15 protein-coding genes are annotated in these 18,301 nt (G+C 46.7%); 5 read left to right on the top strand and 10 right to left on the bottom strand.

The genetic code is table 11. The annotated features are described in order from the left end of the window. Window positions 1–145 precede the first annotated feature (145 nt). Entirely contained in the window at window positions 146–1,009 is an 864-nt protein-coding gene (locus tag E4N65_RS05275) for a metal ABC transporter permease (protein ID WP_044016519.1), read from the top strand. A 7-nt stretch (window positions 1,010–1,016) separates the two neighbouring features. Here the strand turns inward: E4N65_RS05275 and E4N65_RS05270 are convergent, their stop codons facing one another. From E4N65_RS05270 to E4N65_RS05245, 6 genes are all read right to left on the bottom strand, one after another. Next, window positions 1,017–1,466, bottom strand: coding sequence for a 2-thiouracil desulfurase family protein (locus E4N65_RS05270; RefSeq protein WP_044016521.1), 450 nt, complete (start codon window positions 1,464–1,466; stop codon window positions 1,017–1,019). A 76-nt stretch (window positions 1,467–1,542) separates the two neighbouring features. Then, window positions 1,543–4,035 (bottom strand): ATP-dependent Clp protease ATP-binding subunit, encoded by a 2,493-nt coding sequence (locus tag E4N65_RS05265; protein ID WP_253674433.1) that lies wholly within the window; start codon window positions 4,033–4,035, stop codon window positions 1,543–1,545. A gap of 13 nt (window positions 4,036–4,048) precedes the next feature. After that, window positions 4,049–5,149 (bottom strand): ATP--guanido phosphotransferase, encoded by a 1,101-nt coding sequence (locus tag E4N65_RS05260; RefSeq protein WP_253674432.1) that lies wholly within the window; start codon window positions 5,147–5,149, stop codon window positions 4,049–4,051. A gap of 1 nt (window position 5,150) precedes the next feature. Continuing rightward, a complete protein-coding gene (locus E4N65_RS05255) occupies window positions 5,151–5,657 on the bottom strand; it encodes a UvrB/UvrC motif-containing protein (RefSeq protein ID WP_253674430.1) in 507 nt (168 codons plus the stop codon). A gap of 107 nt (window positions 5,658–5,764) precedes the next feature. Next, window positions 5,765–7,216: a sigma-54 interaction domain-containing protein gene (locus E4N65_RS05250; RefSeq protein ID WP_253674428.1), complete on the bottom strand. Its 1,452-nt coding sequence runs from the start codon at window positions 7,214–7,216 to the stop codon at window positions 5,765–5,767. Between the two features lie 25 nt (window positions 7,217–7,241). Further along, a complete protein-coding gene (locus E4N65_RS05245; RefSeq protein WP_044017378.1) occupies window positions 7,242–7,901 on the bottom strand; it encodes an HlyC/CorC family transporter associated domain-containing protein in 660 nt (219 codons plus the stop codon). Between the two features lie 102 nt (window positions 7,902–8,003). On the opposite strand from E4N65_RS05245, the gene E4N65_RS05240 reads away from it, so the two are divergent. Next, the gene (locus tag E4N65_RS05240; RefSeq protein ID WP_371921827.1) at window positions 8,004–9,194 is read left to right on the top strand and encodes a two-component system sensor histidine kinase NtrB; all 1,191 of its coding nucleotides are present in this window, start codon (window positions 8,004–8,006) and stop codon (window positions 9,192–9,194) included. 3 nt (window positions 9,195–9,197) lie between these two features. Further along, the gene (locus E4N65_RS05235; protein ID WP_253674424.1) at window positions 9,198–10,574 is read left to right on the top strand and encodes a sigma-54-dependent transcriptional regulator; all 1,377 of its coding nucleotides are present in this window, start codon (window positions 9,198–9,200) and stop codon (window positions 10,572–10,574) included. A gap of 48 nt (window positions 10,575–10,622) precedes the next feature. Here the strand turns inward: E4N65_RS05235 and E4N65_RS05230 are convergent, their stop codons facing one another. From E4N65_RS05230 to E4N65_RS05215, 4 genes are all read right to left on the bottom strand, one after another. After that, complete coding sequence (locus E4N65_RS05230) at window positions 10,623–13,472, bottom strand: hypothetical protein (RefSeq protein ID WP_253674422.1); 2,850 nt, start codon at window positions 13,470–13,472, stop codon at window positions 10,623–10,625. A gap of 16 nt (window positions 13,473–13,488) precedes the next feature. Then, a complete protein-coding gene (locus E4N65_RS05225; RefSeq protein ID WP_253674421.1) occupies window positions 13,489–14,319 on the bottom strand; it encodes an HAD family hydrolase in 831 nt (276 codons plus the stop codon). Between the two features lie 79 nt (window positions 14,320–14,398). Then, window positions 14,399–16,063 (bottom strand): SPOR domain-containing protein, encoded by a 1,665-nt coding sequence (locus E4N65_RS05220; protein WP_253674419.1) that lies wholly within the window; start codon window positions 16,061–16,063, stop codon window positions 14,399–14,401. A 19-nt stretch (window positions 16,064–16,082) separates the two neighbouring features. Beyond that, window positions 16,083–16,577 (bottom strand): hypothetical protein, encoded by a 495-nt coding sequence (locus E4N65_RS05215; RefSeq protein WP_044016539.1) that lies wholly within the window; start codon window positions 16,575–16,577, stop codon window positions 16,083–16,085. 222 nt (window positions 16,578–16,799) lie between these two features. Here E4N65_RS05215 and E4N65_RS05210 point away from each other — a divergent pair, with 222 nt between their 5' ends. Together E4N65_RS05210 and E4N65_RS05205 are read left to right on the top strand one after the other, a co-directional pair. Beyond that, window positions 16,800–17,138: a ferrous iron transport protein A gene (locus E4N65_RS05210; RefSeq protein WP_253674410.1), complete on the top strand. Its 339-nt coding sequence runs from the start codon at window positions 16,800–16,802 to the stop codon at window positions 17,136–17,138. Further along, window positions 17,135–18,247 (top strand): 4-hydroxybutyrate dehydrogenase, encoded by a 1,113-nt coding sequence (locus E4N65_RS05205; protein WP_253674408.1) that lies wholly within the window; start codon window positions 17,135–17,137, stop codon window positions 18,245–18,247. The genes E4N65_RS05210 and E4N65_RS05205 overlap by 4 nt, the downstream gene beginning before the upstream one ends. Window positions 18,248–18,301: the final 54 nt, after the last annotated feature.

The raw sequence follows: 18,301 nt of genomic DNA, 5'->3' as shown, positions 1-18,301 counted from the left end.
GCTTTTAATAGCGGCAAGGATTGTAGGGGCGGCGAAGCCGTTCCGAAGGAATGGAGCCGAGAGGCGGAACCCCGAAAAGCCTGATTTTTGCGAAGCAAAAAGCCGCCCAAAAGATTATAAAAAACACAAAAAAGAGGAGGGGTCTATGTGGTTAATGTCGGTTTTAGAGCCGTTTACGTATGGATTTATGATAAAGGCACTCGTAATAGCGGCGTTGGTTGGGGGTGTTTGCGCCCTTATTTCCTGTTATCTGATCTTAAAGGGCTGGTCGCTGATGGGGGATGCGATTTCTCATGCGGTACTGCCGGGAATTGTGGGGGCGTATCTTTTACATATTCCGCTTGGGGTTGGGGCGTTTGCGGCGGGGCTATTGAATGCGGCTGCGACGGGGTGGATAAAAGACCGGAGCCGTATCCATGAAGATTCGGTGATGGGGGTGGTTTTTACGGGGCTGATGGCGATCGGGCTGATTTTGGTGACGAAGGTGAGTTCAAATATTCATTTTATGCATATTTTGTTCGGGAGCCTTTTGGGGATTGAAAGGGGCGATATGATACAGGCGGTTGTATGTTCGGTGGTGACGCTGGTTGTACTGATTGCCAAACGGAAGGATATTCTGCTGTACTTGTTTGATAAAAACCATGCGCAGGCGGTGGGTTTGAACGTGCAGGCTATTCATTACCTGTTTCTTTCGCTGACGGCGCTGACCATTGTTGCGTCGCTGCAGGCGGCGGGGATTTTGCTGACGGTTGCGATGCTGATTATTCCCGGCTGTATTGCATATCTGTTGACGGACAGGCTGAACCGGATGCTCCTTATTTCCGCCTGCTCCGCGGTGATGAGTTCCTTGATTGGTACGTATGTGAGCTATTACCTGAACGGAGCGACCGGCGCGTGTATCATTTTAACGGAGTCGTTCTTTTTTGCCTGCGCGATGGTGTTTGCACCCAAATACGGCATGCTGGCACATCGCCGGGCAGCGCGGAAAGCACGTTTAGCGCTCGCTTAGAACTTGCTTAGTGCTTTAAAAAGCCCAAAGGGAGATCGATATCGCTCCATTCTTCTTCGGTCATTACGGTTATCCCATTCCTCATGAGCAAATCTGCCGTTTTCCCGTTTCCTGCAGTGAGTATTCCGGAAAAAGTCCCGTCATAAACCAAACCTTTTCCGCATGAAGGGGAACGGGCTTTAAGCAGTGCATCCGTACAACCATACTGCTGTGCTATTTCTAAAACTACAGCAGCACCTTTTTCAAATGCTTCGGTTACATCATCGCCGTCGGTGTTGATGACTTTTCCTGCTTTTATTTCTGCTGCCGAACGCGGTGTCGGTAAGCCTCCAAGCTGCTCCGGGCAGACCGGTATTGCTTTTCCTTCTTTTACAAGCTGCTGCACGGCAGGATTTATTGCTTTCTTTCCGTCATACCTACAAGGGAATCCTGCAAGGCAGGCACTTACAATGATCATAAGCGGAACGCTCCTCTTCGCGGATGTATCTCCGGCATTTTCAGCGCTTCCGATAATGCCGGAAGCACTGTTTTAACTACCCTTCCTGCGGTTCCGTGGAGACGGCAGGAAGTAAGGTAATGATTGTTGCCGGAATAGCCGGTATGTCGGTTTGAATGCTTATGGTAAGTGCGTTTCCATCAGTATCGACAACAGCGGTAGTGCCGGGGGTAAAGTCCCCTGTGATGATTTTGACGGCGAGGACATCTTCTATTTCGGTTTGCAACAGCCTGCGCATCGGCCGAGCGCCGAGCAAGGGATCATAGCCGTGCTTTATACAATAGGCGCGGGCATTATCAGTGATTCGAAGCTGTAACTGTTTTGCAGCGAGGCGGCCGGTTAATTTGGAAAGCTCCAACTCGAAAATAGCTTCTATCTCTTTTTCCGAAAGCGGGGTAAAGACAATCAGCGAATCGAGCCGGTTCAAAAATTCCGGACTAAAGATTTTTTTTGCCTCCAGTTCGGCGGACTTTTTCATGCCCTGATAGTCGATGGTGCGGTTTTCTTCCCGTGCAAAGCCGAGCGGTTCGTCCATCAAATTTCGCGTGCCGACATTACCGGTAAGGATGATCACCGTATTCCGGAAGCTCACCGTATGGCCGAGGCTGTCCCGCAGTTCCCCCTCCTCCAGCACCTGCAATAACAGGTTAAAGACATCGGGGTGCGCTTTTTCGATTTCATCAAACAGGATAACCGAATACGGATTCCGTCTGATTTTTTCCGTCAGCATTCCGCCGTTCTCAAAACCGATGTATCCCGGAGGCGCTCCGACCAAGCGTGCAACGGCATGTTTTTCCATGTAATCGCTCATATCGACCCTGATAAGGGATTCCGCAGAGCCGAAGAGGAATTCGGCAAGCGCCTTTGCCAGCAGCGTCTTCCCTACCCCCGTCGGTCCTAAAAAGAGGAACGAGCCGATAGGCCGGTCAGCTGAGGCAATTCCTGCGCGGGAACGGCGCAAAGCATTTGCGATAATACCGATTGCCTCATCCTGTCCGATAATGGTTTTATGCAGCTCTTTTTCGGTTTCGGCAAGGCGCTTTGCCTCGTCGGAGCCGACACTCTTGAGCGGAATATCCGTCATTAAAGAGACGGTTTCGGCAATGTCGGCAGGGTCTACTTCAAGCATTGTTTCGTTTTCTTGGTTCAACCACCGCATTTTGATTTTTTCCAGCTGAACTTTTAAGAGCTTTACTTCGTCGCGCACAACAGCCGCCCGTTCATAATCCTGTACTGCAACCAAGTCCTTCTTTTCGCCGGCAAGCTCCGCAATCCGCTGTTCGATGGTCGTGATATTTTGAGGCAGCTCGGTAGTATCCATTTTCTTCAAAGCGCCCGCCTCGTCCATCACATCGATGGCCTTATCGGGAAAGAAACGGTCGGGAATATAACGGGACGAAAGCTCTACAATCTTTTTAATGGTTTCGTCGGAATAGTGAACATGGTGATGCTGCTCATACTTTGCTTTAAGCCCTCCGAGAATCGCATACGTTTCTTCCTTTGTCGGCTCTTTAATCAGCACGGACTGAAAGCGCCGCTCAAGGGCGGAATCTTTTTCAAAATACTTGCAGTATTCGTCAAGCGTTGTTGCACCGATACACTGTATTTCCCCGCGAGCAAGCGCCGGCTTCAGGATATTAGCCGCATCGAGCGCACCCTGAGAGCCGCCGGTACCGATGAGGGTATGCAGCTCGTCGATAAATAGAATGATATTTTTAGCCTCGCTGACTTCTTTGATGATGCGCTTGATGCGTTCCTCAAACTGCCCGCGGTACTTGGTGCCGGCAATGACGGAGGCAAGGTCAAGCGAGATAACCCGCTTCCCGAACAGCGAGCGAGGTACCTGTTCATTCACAATCGCCGCCGCGAGCCCTTCGACAATCGAGGTTTTTCCAACGCCGGGTTCTCCGATTAAGACGGGATTATTCTTACTGCGGCGGGATAAAATCTGCATCACACGGCGCATTTCCCGCTCTCTACCGATAACCGGATCGAGGAGGCCTTCGCGGGTTATTTGCGTAAGATCTCTACTGAATTCGGATAATACGCTGTGTTTCTTTTTTTCCTGCGGCTGTTTATCACGCCGCGTATCCGTGCCTTGCAATTGATTCAATGTCTGCTGTACGTCATCCAGAAAAATTCCCTGCTGCAAAAAGAAATGTGCAAGAATACTCTCCTGTATCTGAGCAAAGGCCAGAATAAGATGCTCTGTTCCGGCTGCTTCTTGCTGCATAATCCGGGCTTGAGCGGCAGCGGTATCGACAAGCTGTTTGACCCTATTTGATGCAGGAATTTCTCCTCTCACCGGCTCGCCTTCCCGTATCGGCGTACTTTGCTCCAGCCGCAGCTGTAGTGTCAAAAAATTAACATGGAGATTCTCCAATAAGCGGTATCCACGCCCCAGTTTTTTTGTGATGAGCGCAAGCAGTATATGTTCAGGTTCTACCGTGTCGGCATTCACCCGCCGAGCTTCTTGTTGGCTAAAAACCGTTAACAATTCATAAAGATTCTGTGAAAGAGTATGCATCATGTATCTCCCGTTTCTACAGTCCGTTCTTTGCGGAGTTTTGTATCCGCAGCTCAGCCCGTTTTAAGATCTCCTGTACTAAAATCGCACGAATACGCTCAATACGGAGTTCATCCAGCTGAAAGGGTTCTTCAAGATGAAACGTGCCGTTCAACATCAAAAAGGCGATATGGGCGGTTTGAGTTTGATACAGAAGCGCGAGACAGGCTTCCGGACTTAAACCTTCGATAAAGCCGAGATTGATGCCGAGTTTTATCTTGAATACAAGGTCTATCGTATCTTTTACATCGAGCAAGTACGCATTTTTCGCAATACTGAACGCCTTAATGACATCATCTTGAATACGCCACAGTTGCGTTTTTACCAACGAATCCCGCAATTCCCGCTCTTCATTGATGAGTTCCCGAATCGCAGACGTTATCATACTGATTTGCACCTCATCGGTATAGCCCGCGGCGCTTTTAGTAGAAATGAGGTACAAATAACCGAGCAGCCGTTTGGTATTCTGCGCATAATAAGCGTGTACTTCAAAATTTTGCTTTGTCAGCGCCTCTATCTTTCCCTGTATTTTGTTCGTCAGCGAATGACCGGGCAGCGAACACAATACCGAACATTTCATTCCGCTCCCGATATTCATCACATCCGAAGATAAATACCCGAAATCCTGCACGGCACTAAATTCCAGCGTTTCAGCCAATGTATCGATGATATTCTTCCCCAGCGTAAAGCATTTTTGCAGTTCAAAACCTGCATAGAACGCTGAAAGTCTAATATGATCTTTCACATTCACAGTTGCCGAAAGAATACCGTCATCACGGACAATAACCCCCGTACCGAAATTCCGCTCCAGATTGGCAGGAATGATATTCCGCTCTTCAAAAATCTTTTTTGCTATTGCATCCAAGGTATCGAGCCGAATAGGATGGAATCCGTCGGAAGGAGGCAGGTCTTGAAATGCGGATACGACAGTCCGATACACCGTTTCCGCTTCTTCTTTTTCGAGCGTCGGCGGAAAGCGATAGTTCTTTAAATTCCGTACAATACGTACCCGTGAAGAAAGAACCGTATCGTTGTCGTTTCCGGAATAGGTATACCATGCATTCGAAGATGCAAACATACTAGGTTGAAACCTCCTGCTCTTTTATCTTATCGCGGAGGTATGCAGCCAATTCATATTCTTCATTTTCTACCGCCTTTTGCAGTTCCTCTTCAAGATGCTGCAATGAGACCGCCGTATCCGAAAACGTTTCCGTTTTTAAGGGCAGATTTCCTGCGTAAAAAACCTCTCCGGAAGTTTCTTGCATGAGTTTTAGTACGGTATCGCGGAAATAAAAAAAACAGCGGGGACAGCCGAGGATTTTCTTTTCTTTGACACGGCTAAACGGCATCCCGCAATCGGGACACGCCAGAGGGTGGACGCTATCCCTTGCTTCTTCCGAAGTGTCTAATTGAGGTACAAGCCCGTCAAAAATAGCTTTAAGTGAAAGATGCATTTCATTGTTATCAGAGTAAAGATGGTGCTTTTTAGCACATGATCTGCAAATATACAGTTCTTTTGTTTTTCCGTCTATAATTTGCCGCACGAGCATAGAGGCATTATGCTTTCCGCATATCTGACATATCATGCTGCACTCCTCAAGGTTATGGTATTTCCTTGCATATACGCTAGAAGCATACAGACAATGATTGATAAAATCAAGGAGTCGGTAGTATTAAGGTTTTGATTGCTCCGTTATGCTGAGGGTTTTTCGTTTATCTCGCGAGAGGCCGTATGCCGCTGACGCTTGCGGACAAAGGTTGCATGAGACATACCAAGACTCTCGGCGGCAAGCCGCACATTTCCGTATGTTTTATAGGCAAAGTCGATATACTCCGCTTCTATATCCGCAAGGGCGGCTTTTAAATCATGTACGCTGTCAGGCTGCTTTACCGGTATGTACAAAGGTTCCGCCTGCTGTTTACACGGAGTAATGAACGTATTCATTGCAGTAATCTCGTCGCTGTCGGTAACGATAACTGCCCGTTCCACAATATTCCGCAGTTCGCGGATATTTCCGGGCCACTCGTACTCAACCATCAGCCGGAGCGCTGCGTCGGAAAAGTATTTGCGGAATGCATATTTCCGGTTAAGCTGTTCAAGGAACAGTTCCGCCAGTGGGATAATGTCGTTGCGGCGTTCTCGGAGCGGTGGAATGTGCAGGGGAAACACCATCATCCGGTAATACAGGTCTTTGCGGAACTTCTTTTTTTTCACCATTTCTTCTAAGTTACGGTTTGTCGCCGCAATGACGCGTATGTCTACCGGAATGGGTTTTGTGCCACCGATACGCTTTACCTCATGTTCTTGTAAAACCCTCAGCAGCTTTACCTGCATATTCAGCGGCAGCTCTCCGATTTCATCGAGGAAGATAGTTCCTTGGTCGGCAACCTCAAAAAGCCCCGCCTTGCCGTTCTTATCGGCACCGGTAAAAGCGCCCCGTTCATAGCCGAACAGTTCGCTTTCTATCAGATTGGCAGGAATAGCGCCGCAGTTTACACTGATAAACGATTTTTTATTGCGGCGGCTTTGGCTGTGGACATATTGGGCAAATACCTCTTTACCGACACCTGTTTCACCGCTAATCATCACCGTTGTATCAAGCGGGGCAACCTTATCCGCCATACGGATAATCGAAAGCGTTACCTTATCGGCTGCAATAAAATCGGTTTTATCAAGAAATTGAGTCCTTATATGCTCCAATTCCTTATGCAGGCGCAGCCGTTCCTCATTTCGGGATTCTATTTCCTCCCTCAGATGATGGATTTCAGTCATATCCCGGACGTTTGTGATGACCATTTCTATTTTATTGTCGGGTCCGAATACCGGTGTACTGGTAATGAGCGCCTGACGTCCTGTGCTGAATTTTTGCTGCAATGTTACCGGCTTACCCGTTCTGATAGCGATTAAAGACCCCGATTGAGAAATAGTACCGCCCTCTTCAAGCTGCTTCATATTACAACCGATAACATCGTCGCGGGAAATACCGGTAATCACTTCATAGGCTTTATTTGCCCGCAGCGTATTGGCCTCACCATCAGTGATATAAATACCGTCAAACATATTTTCAATGATGGAATCGAGCTGTTTTTCCGCATCCAAGCGGATGGGGCAAGAATCTTTTCGTGAACATTTATACTCAGACATATACAGCCCTCCCTATAACTATTTTTTATGATTTTAACGGAGTTATCTTAATATGCCGGATGAGTTCTCCTTCCATATCATATACTTGGAACATATATTCACCGATTTGAGCTTCACATCCAACTGTCGGCGCTTTTCCTATTGCCTGTAAATAATTGAATAAATATCCTGCAACGGTATGCCCATACGATTCGTCAAAATCGGCATCAAGCCGCTTATTAACTTCTTTCATACTGATACCGCCGTTTACAATATAGTCGCCGCCGGTTTCGTGATTATGCACTTCAGGATCATTGAAATATTTGCGAACCGCAAAAAGAATTGCGATAGCGATAACACCTAACAAAGAACTCACCATACTGCTGTGATCCATAATGAGTGCACGAGCAATCGTATATAAAAGCACCTCGATAGCGCTGCCCGGCGTATGTTTTGTGAGCATCTTTACAAACTCGATACCGATAACCAGTTCAAATACAGTCGAAAGAAATTCCGCAAATGACGGAACCTCCGCACCGGCGAATGTACTGATGATAAAGCCTTTCAGTTGTACAAGAACCCGAATACAGAGGAGCAAAATCCCGATAATAACTACCAGAGCGAGCAGAATTTCCGTATAACTCGCCATTAAACCTAAATAACGCCTGAGATTTTGTTTGTTCAATTTCGCTTTTAATTTATTCATATACCGGATATTATACACTGAAATCCTCAAAAAGAAAGAGTAAATTTTTACTAATTTGCGCTTTTTATCGTTTTGCGCTATACTTGCCGCATGAGAGAGTTTATGAGCCGCGCACTGCGGAAGCTACCGCGCATGAACGATTCGCAACTACGCTCTTTTATCCAATTAATTGCCGATGACTACGCACTCTTTGACGCGATGATGGATTCGCTTGCGAACGGCGTTATCATTCTGGATTCAGATCATACGATTGTAAAAACCAACCGAGCCGCTTCGCGGATTCTCGGCATTCCGCTTACGGAAAGCCCCGACCGGCCGTTGTGGACATCAATTTCCGATGCAAAGTTAGCGGATTTTATCCATACGGTGATACGGAATGAAGAAGTCAGAACGGCAGAGGAATTCGTCATCGTTGCCGACGAGGGAAATCAATACATTGAGCTTTCGGTACTGCCGCTTGTTAAGGAAAAAAGGGTACGGGGAACAATTATCACCGTTGAAGATATTACGCAGCGGAAACGGGAAGAAATCAATAACCGGCGGCTTGAAAACCTGGCGAGCCTTACCAACCTTGCGGCGGCAGTTGCTCACGAAATAAAAAATCCGCTTGCGGCTATCAGTATCCACATGCAGCTGCTGCGGAAAAACTTTAAAGCGTGTAATTTGGAGATTAATGCAAAGGCGCAAAAACACCTTGACGTAGTGGAAGAAGAAATCGAACGGTTAAATAAGATAGTCGTAGATTTTCTCTTTGCCGTTCGGCCGCTCCAGTGCGAATTTGCACCGGTCAATGTTAATGAACTGATTGAAAATCTTTTTACAACCTTTCAGGAAGAATTTTCCGCTGCCGGTATTTCTTTTGTCTCTCAGCTTGACGATGAACTGCCGATTATTCAAGCGGACGAACGCTTTTTACGGCAAGCATTGATGAATATCCTGATGAACGCAAAAGCCGCGATGATGCCTTCGGGCGGAGAACTCGGCATTACAACGCGGTTTGATCAAGAGCGGGTATATATCATCATTACCGATACGGGCAAAGGCATTCCGCCCGACATACTGCATAAAATTTTTGAACCCTATTTTACAACAAAGCCGGATGGCAGCGGGCTCGGACTCACGATGACGTATAAGGTGATGAAAGAGCACGGCGGAGATATTCAGGTACATTCGGAAGTGGGTAAAGGTACTCGCTTTACATTCATGCTGCCCATTACCCGCAGCGAAAAACCGCTTTTATTGGAGGCCCGCACCGCACAAAGCGCCGACAGTACACACAGCACAGGAGTATAAGGCATGAAGTTTAAAATTTTAGTTATCGACGACGAAAAAAATATCCGTGAAGGGCTCCAGATGGCGCTTGAGGATGAAGGGTATGAGGTACTGACTGCGGAAGACGGAACCGACGGCCTGCAAAAAGCGCTGTCTGAGGTAGTAGATCTCGTTATCACCGACTTGCGGATGCCGGGCGTCGGCGGGCAGGAAATCCTCCGCAGGGTAAGTTCGGAAATGCCGGGCGTACCGGTGATTGTCCTGACCGGCCACGGCACCGTCGAAACCGCCGTCGAAGCGATGCGTATGGGCGCTTATGACTTTTTAACCAAGCCGCTCGACCTTGATCGGCTTTCCCTGCTGGTAAAACGCGCACTCCAGAACCGTGAACTGGTATTGCAGCACCGTGAACTTGTCGAGCAGATGCAGTCGGATAAAACATTTGAGCACATCATCGGGAAGAGCGCGGCGATGGAGCACGTGTTTGAGATGATCAGGAAGGTGGCGCCCTCCCGTGCCTCCGTGCTTATCACCGGCGAAAGCGGCGTCGGCAAGGAACTGATCGCAAGTGCGATACACAATCTTTCTCCGCGGAAAAATAACAGCTATGTTAAGGTACACTGCGCCGCGCTTGCGGAAAGCCTGCTGGAAAGCGAACTGTTCGGACATGAGAAGGGCGCATATACCGGCGCGGTCAGTCAAAAGCGGGGGCGCTTTGAACTCGCCGACGGCGGCACAATCTTTTTGGATGAAATCGGAGAAATCAATCAGAGTTTGCAGATAAAAATACTACGCGTACTGCAGGAAAAGCAGTTCGAGCGGGTGGGCGGCGAAAAGTCCATCACCGTCGATACACGTCTTATCACCGCGACTAACCGCGACCTTGAAAAAGAGGTTGCCGCCGGTACGTTCAGGAGCGATCTGTATTATCGCCTGAATGTCGTCCACATCCACGTGCCGCCGCTTCGGGAACGGAAAGAGGATATTCCGCTGCTGATTGCTGCCTTTATCAAGGAATTTACGGAAGAAAATGCAAAACAGATTACCGCCATCGAGCCGAAAGCCCGCGCGGCGCTTTATGCTTATGATTGGCCCGGCAATATCCGGCAGCTGCGGAACTGTCTGGAAAGCGCCGTCGTGATGAGTTCTGACGATACCATCCGCCTCTCCGATTTACCCGAGCCGGTACGCGAAGCGGAGCAAACGTCTTCCATCCGCATCCAAATCGGAACCCCCCTCGCCGAAGCGGAACGGCATATCATCATGGAAACCCTTGCCGCCTATAACGGAAATAAATCGAAAACCGCCGACATACTCGGCATCGGGCGTAAAACCCTTCATAGAAAGCTCGATGAATTTGTGGCACATGCTACCGATGCCGCCGATTCGGGTGCGGAGTAAACCGGGAGCACGGGAATGAATCGGTTAGCAACATTGAAAAAGATTTTGTTACAGGTTTACGCCGACGACAAATCGGAAAACTCCCGGCCGTAAAAACGTTCGAACCGGATGCATATACTCTCCGCCAATCTCCACCGATCTGTTTAATGCCACAAGGCAGTTTACATAGAGGGTATCCAAATAGAGAAAGCCGCCGGTATGCGCTTTTGAAGCGAAATTCCCTGTCAGTATCCATGCATAGCCGGTATGAAAGGATATACGGTTTATAAACAGCGGTAAGAAAGAGCTGCCGTTTTGCACGTCATAGCTGAAAAATGTAAGATCGCATACACCGGATATTCCTCCCGACACTTTACCTGTTCCAAGCGAAGCAAATTTCTGCCGCATTGCATCGGTATTATATGCCGCAAAAGAGGGAAAATAATTGGTTTCCGTAACAGGGTAATGAGCGGCAATATGCGAATAGGTTCCGTTTAAAGGATTAAACTGTGCATTGAATCCAAGATAACCGCTCAAAGTAAAGCGAAGCGGTACTACAGGGATATAGCCGTCAAACGATGCCTGAAAAACGGCAGCATTGGCTTTTTGTTCAACGCAGTATGCGTGAGCAAGAGAGCTTGATATAGTGATACCTTGAAGATCCTTTGCAAAGAAAGGAGACCGTATTATGCGGGAACTGCGGACATTTCGGTAATAAAGCTGCCCTTCATGTGCAAGTACCGTATACTTATATGGGAACGGATAGTAGGTTTTACCGGTATCGGATAAAGGCGCTATCCATGCTGCCGTTGCCAGATAAGAGAGTTTAAACATTTCCCATGAATAGGAAAGGGGAATAACGCTGCTTGCACCGACGCCAAATCCGGTTTTACGGTAGGTAAACGTCTTTGTATCAAGTTGATCAAAGACGTTCATATTTAACGAAATAGGCTTAAAGTGATAGGCTGCATCGGCTTTTATTTGTGTAAAAAAAGGCTTTAGCAGAAATAGCAATGAAGCATTAACTTCTATTGTCTCCGTAGGATCAAGCATAGCCAGTTTGATCCCAAGACCGTATCCCCCGAAACGCCGTATATTGGCAGGAATATTGGCTATCGGCCGTACCTTTGCCCGCCACAGCCATGTGAGCGGCTGATACCTGCTCGGATTGAGAAGCTCAAGGTTAGGAAGCTTGGTCGATGCCGGTATATCCCGTTGAACAGTTATAGCTGCCGGCTGGATAGTTTTTACCGTAAGATCCGCTTCTTGCATAGTATATAAACGGTGATAGGTAGCATGCTGCCCTACGTAAAGGATGGAATGATTACCTGCTTCATTTGATAGCTGCTGTTTCTCCGGCAGTAGAATGGGAAAGAATACACCGCCGGAAATATCGGTTTGCTGTGTTTTTACGATGCCGCTTTTAGGGTAATAAAGACCGAGCCGATAGAGCATATTCATCTCAGCCCAAGAGAAAGCAAGGATATACTCGTTACCGCTTTTTACCGATTGTAAGTAGCGGATTGCATACGGGGTATCTTGTTCGGGCAACACCGAAAGACTGCCTGTTTCGGTATCGATACGTAAAATAGTACGTTTTACCCCATTTGCTGCGATAAGAGCAACCTGCCCTTCTCCGATATAACAAGGACTATATAATGAGGCAAAGGATTGACCGGGACCGGCCGTATATAAAACTTTTTTAACTTCCTGTGTAGTGCGGTCAATCAACACTGCAGAAAACGATTGATTTTTTAACATTATTGAACAGAGTGTCTGATCGTCGACAAAGCACGCCGCCATACTTGATAGTATCGGTTTACCGATAAACCGACGTTGTTTCATGTCAAAAATACGTGAGCGTTTTTGCGATGTTTTACTACTTGTTTCAACAGAATCCGAGACAACGAGAAGAGAGCCGTCCTCCGAAAAAGACAGTTGATTTAACGAAAAATCCGCCGTAAACAGCTTGACAGGTGCGGAAGCTGCAATGGGACTGTCTGTATTATCGATGTTTACGTGCGTAAAATACACAGCTTGACTATCAAAATCATAATAGGCAAAACCGTCATGAGAAGCTGCAAGAGCGCTATATCCAGACTTCTTTGTCTGAGGAGCAAAGGAAACAGGTTTATTCAGTTTTTCCGGCAGCGGAATAGTATTGATAAATTGATTCCATGCAGCGCCTACATCCTTATCATAAATCGACTTAAATTTTCCCGGTATAAAAAGTCTCCAGCTCAGTTTCCATAGCTTTGAATACGCCTCCATCCCGTATGTTTTTTGTAAATAGTCGGCAAAATAACCGCCATAGATATACGGCCATAATCCGGTTGGGTACATATCCCGTGAACTTGCAGCTTCCTGCCACGTTGGAGTTAGACCATCGATTTTATTCTGAATTACATACTGTCTAATCAAGGGATCATTTAAACGACCTTGTCCATGCAAACTCTCAAATGAAACAGCCGCTCCTTCTACAAAAGACATCGGTAAAATATTTAAAAGAGAAAAAGGAACGTCAAGCGTAAGAGCGTGGGTAAGTTCATGGTAAAAAACTTGTAAGAGTGTGTCGGGCAAATTGCCAAGTGTTCCATCCGTAATACCGGTATCATAGATGACAATACGGCGATATGGTTTTCGGGTAAAATATCCGTTCAGTTCTTCCGTGTCGGATACAAGATACACCGGTATGCGTCCTTTAATTTTTTGCTGTAGCGCGGTACATATCTCATCGGCATAACCGTCGGCGTATTCCACCAGCAGCGCTGCAGAAGGCGCCGATGCTTCCCTATAGATAATTTCAAAATATTTGGTTTTAACAGACTGCAGCGATTCTGTAAACGCAGGAGCTGTTACAGAAATGAAAAAACAGAATAGTACTAATAATTTCGATATATTTTTTCTATACTGATTCACGGTTAATCCTCAAAAGTTAATCTTCAAGTTCCGAATAAAACCGGTCAATAAGCTGCTGCTCATACTCGGCATACCGTCCGTTGATAAAAAGCGGTATATAGGTATCTTTCAACTGAATCCAGCTTTCAGCTTCTTTTTCAGGAATAATCGGATAAAAGAATACGGTATTACTTTGCGCAGCCTGTAAATCTCCGGGAGCATCGCCCAGTTTTAACATACAGCCGTCTTTATATCCGCCGCTCTGTTTTAATGAGGCAATCACTTGCTTTTTACTGCCGTTTTCTTGCGTAAAAATACCGTTCACAAATTTTGTTAAACCGGCTTGCTCCCATTCGGCAGTCACGGCAGCATTATTGGCAGAACTGACAACAGCTATATCGGCAACGGCATAAATGGTTTCGATGCTTTCGTAAACATGCGGGAAAGGGATGCGATCTTCCAAAGGTATTGCAGCAATAGTCTTATTTACATTAATCGACCATTGCTCGGCAAGTGCAAAAATAGGATGACCGACAGTTTGATATGCCTGCCTGATGCCTTCGTTCGACAACTTTCCGCCCGAATTAAGAAAATGTTCATAGGCTTCCAATCCGTCAACGGGAATAAAATGCTTGTCGATAAACCGGCATACCTCAAAAAATCCCTTAAAGCGATTGATGGCACGCTTTTTGCTGAATAGATTTACCTTATTCCAATAGTGCAGAATCGGTTCCGCATGATCCTGCAAATTGAATATGTTTACCAGCTCCGGCCCGAAAGCACGGTAGTGCTTGAGGTTCATTGTATCCATAGCACAGCCGTCGCTATCGATACAGACTAAAAAATCTTTTTTCCGTTTGAAGTCCATTCCCACCCCTTATATGCTAGAGCGCCGCTCAAGTCTTGGTTATCGTGAGAGGCAGCCCTGTACCGCGTTGTGTTTTAGTTTAGGGAGCTTTTTTTAAGAACGCATCCTTAAAGCCTAATTTTTGGAAGGTTTCCAATGTTGCGCCCTGTTCATCTTTTTTCAGCGGTCCGACATATACCTTATAGAACACCTCTTGTGCCGTAGAAGATTTTTCTACCGCAATCGGATACTGTTTACCATACCGCTGTACAAAACTTTCCACATTCAGCATATCCTTAAACCGGCCTATCTGTACATAAAATGCTCCCTTTGTAAGGACATTAGCAGTATAGAGTTCTTCGGCAGGCTGTGTAACCACCGGTGCCGCAGCAGGCAAAGCCGGCTTTTCAGGTTCTTTAGGAACAGGGATAAATTCTTTCATCGGTACCCGGGGTTCCGATGGTACAAGCATAACATGATTTTCTGTAATCAAGTCATCTTCCGTAGTGTCATCCTTGGATTCTTTCTCTGCAAGAGCTTCCTCAGCGATAACAACTTCTGGTTCGTCTTGCAACTCCTTCGATTCTTCTACCGGTTCTTCATTAGGTTCAACGGCAGGAAGCTTCGGCTCAACTGTAGGCTCTTCCGTGTCTTTTTCAAGCTCAGCTTCATCGACCGTTACCGGTTCCGGTTCCGGTTCAATCGGAGTTGACACTTCCGGCACCGGTGAAAGTAACGCATCTAGCTCCGAAGCGGTCGCCGGAACGGCTATTTCTGCAACTTGCACTACCGGTTTTGTATACTCTCCGGAAGATTCGCCCCCCGCTTCTATCGGGGGCTTTTGAATGGGGGGAGCATCCAATACCGGTTTTTCAGCCTCTGCGGAATATTCGGATGATGGAACAAGTTCTATGGGTTCGGTTACCTCGGAAACGGCAGCAGGAGCCGGTACGATCTCCGGTTCCGGTAAAACAGGTTCCGATACTTCGGCTACAGGCGCAGTAGGTTCTGCCGGCACCACTTCAGGTTGGGTAGGCTCTTCAACTTCGGCAATCGGAGACACCGGTTCTTCCGGTTCCGGTTGTACCGTTTGCACCGGCGTTTCAATTTCAGCTACCGTTATCGGATCAACTTCTTTTATCGATTCAGCTTTTTCGTTTTTTTCTTCTTTTGGTTCGGCTGCCGGCTTCACCGGTTCGGACACTTCCGGAGGTGCCGGTTCATTCTGAATAGGCACTTCGTTTTGAATAGGTTCTTCATACGAATCTTTCCGGTTATTATCTTCTTGTACCGGCTCCTCTGCAGGTTGTATCGGTTCCTCTGCGGGGACAGCCTCTACAGGGGACACTTGAGGAGTCTCTTCTATCGGTGTTTCAGAAGTCGCCGTTGGGGCAAGTTGTCTCTCTTCAACTTTACCCAACAGTACCGGATCGGCACCTTCCTCGGCTACAAGCGGAGGTATGGAAACACGAACACGCACGGTACGCCCCTCTTTGATTGCCAAAATTTTTGCTAAATCAGGAGACACCTTTACTAATACTCCCTGTGCTCCCTCATTATTGATAACAACTGCACGGGATGTTATATTTTGTTCCAAATTGGTGATTTCGATAAGCGTATATTTAGGGAATAAATCACTGGAAGCAAAAAGCCCTGTAGGGAACTCTTCTTGTGATCCCGCAGCAGCATTACCTTCCCATACTGCCCACGTCAGTGCAGTGCTTAGTAGTAACATACTTAGGACAGTCATTATTTTTTTAATCATCTGTATCCCCTTTTCACCTCTATAAAGTTTCCAACATACTGGTACCGATAGATTGACCGGCGCTTTTTATTTTTTGTTTCAATTCGTTTTCCGACATTGTTTTCGGATCGATCTTTTCTTCAAAAATGATTTTTTGGGAGGAAAAATCAATGAACTTCCATTCAAGGTTCTTCCATTCAACAGCCGGTCTCTGTCTATGGACGGTATTGTTCAATGCCTGTTTATATTCACAATACAACACCGCCACATAGTCTACCGATGAATCGAACCGCTTGAGCAAAGAAGCAGTATCTTTGTACCGTTCATAGTTTTCCGCTGTACATTCGACACTGGTTGTTACCACCCCTCGGTCAAAACAGAATTCAAAAAGCTCGGTTTCGAGCGCTGTCGTCAGTTCAGCTGCTCCGGACGGTGCATCGGAATTATAGATACAAGCAAAACCGATTGTTTTTGCATATACCGCACCACAGAGCATAGTGCAGCATAAAAGCACTATCGGTATCCGCTTTTTCATAGTATATTCCCCGTAATCAATATCGGCAAAATAAAAAAAGGATAAAGAGCAAACGAGACAGCGTTTTAAAGGAAAAGTTATTGATTGATTGGGGTTTGTATCGACCCTATTGCGCGGTAAAAAGGGCAGCTCTAAAAATCTAACCAAGTTTTAGAGCTGCTCATACGTGTCACTGCACCCGGCGTAACCCCGGTCTAACCGGTATGAAAGGTTCGGTATGATATGATGACATTACAAGAAGCGCCCTGCGCCGTTTATACCGTCAAAAAAATAAGCGGCTCGCGCGATTTTAAAAGACGGATGGAAAATATGGGTATTGCAGCCGGCGCGGATGTAGAAGTGATCGAACATACCGAAACCGCTTGCCGGATTAAAACCGTTAAACGGGAAATAGAACTATCCATTGAAGAAGCCGCCTGTGTCGGTGTCGGCGAACAGTTTAAACGGAACGGCGACCCCGTTTTGTTCAGCTGCTGCTCTTACGGACGCGCAGGCGATCTCTGGGATAGGGCAAACGAAATTAATGAAAACGTACAACAAAAAGGAGATGAAAAGCAATGAAACAGCTTGCGGTAAAACCCGAAATTCACAAGTTTGAAACGGCGAAAGAATTTGCGGAAGCGTTCAAGCTCGGAAAAGATGATCTTGTTATCACAAATGAGTATATCTATAAACCGTTTTTCGGAGCATTGAACCTGCCCTGCGCGACGCTTTTTCAGGAAAAATACGGTGCGGGAGAACCTTCCGACGATATGGTCGAAGCAATGTACAAAGATGTACACGGCAGCTATAAGCGTATTATCGCAATCGGCGGCGGCACTGTCATCGACATTTCAAAGTTTTTCTCCTTAAAGCACACCTCACCGGTGTTGGACTTATACGACGGAAAGCAGGAAATCATAAAGAACAAAGAGTTGATTATCGTACCGACTACCTGCGGCACCGGATCGGAGGTAACCAATATCGCCGTCCTTTCGCTGAATGCGCGCGGTACGAAAAAAGGCCTTGCGCACGACGAAATGTACGGAGACTACGCGGTATTGATTCCCGAACTGCTGAAAGACTTGCCGTTCAAATTTTTTGCAACGAGCTCCATCGACGCATTGGTACATGCCGTTGAATCATCGCTTTCGCCCAAGGCGACAGAAAGCACAAAGCTGTTCGGATACAAAGCTATCGAGATGATTTTAAAGGGCTATAAAGAAATTGAGAAAAACGGTCATGACGCACGGCTCCCGCTGTTAAGCGATTTCTTGCTCGCCTCAAACTATGCAGGTATTGCATTCAGCATTGCAGGATGTGCAGCGGTTCACGCAATGAGCTATCCGGTCGGTGCGACCTTCCATGTCGCTCACGGTGAATCAAACTATGCGATGTTTACCGGTGTCTTGAAAAATTACCTTGAAATTAAAAAAGACGGCGAAATTGCAAAGCTTAACCGGTTTATGGCCGATATCCTCGGCTGCGATACGGAACACGTCTATGACGCATTGGAAAAGCTGCTCAACTGCCTGATCGCCAAAAAGCCGCTGCACGAATACGGCATGAAGAAAGAGCAGATTGCAGAATTTGCCGACAGTGTTATTGCGAACCAGCAGCGCCTGATGGCAAACAATTTTGTATTCCTTGACAGAGAACGGCTGATTAAAATCTATACTGAATTATTTTAAAATACAGGGAACCTCTAAAAACCTTGTTCGGTTTTTAGAGGTTTTTACTCTGTG

The organism is Treponema sp. OMZ 855, from assembly GCF_024181145.1.
Lineage (GTDB): Bacteria > Spirochaetota > Spirochaetia > Treponematales > Treponemataceae > Treponema.
The sequence above is the reverse complement of the archived record's forward strand: the minus strand, read 5'-3'. Positions and strand labels throughout refer to the sequence as shown.